The organism is Ligilactobacillus equi DSM 15833 = JCM 10991, assembly GCF_001435735.1.
Classification (GTDB): domain Bacteria; phylum Bacillota; class Bacilli; order Lactobacillales; family Lactobacillaceae; genus Ligilactobacillus; species Ligilactobacillus equi.
The window spans coordinates 1-213 of the sequence record NZ_AZFH01000033.1 but is presented as its reverse complement, the minus strand read 5'-3'; the positions used below and the strand labels follow the sequence as shown (position 1 = coordinate 213).

Annotated in this window: 1 protein-coding gene; it reads left to right on the top strand. The window is 35.2% G+C overall.

The window, feature by feature from the left end:
- Positions 1-213: transposase (locus tag FC36_RS04260; RefSeq protein ID WP_275453089.1), on the top strand; the 213-nt coding region annotated here is incomplete at both ends.

Here is a 213-nt window from a genome sequence, read left to right as displayed (position 1 = left end):
CAGGGACTGCTGACTCAAACATCAATAAGCACTATGGCGATAATGGATAGTTTCCCATTACCACTTTGCCAACCTATTAGAAACAGAAGAGCCAAAATTTTTAGTGAAGTCGCTAATATCGGCTATAGCGCAACCAAAAAGATTTATTTGTACGGCTTTAAAATTCATATGGTAGTAAGTATTAATGGCTTAATTTTGAAATACGAAGTTACA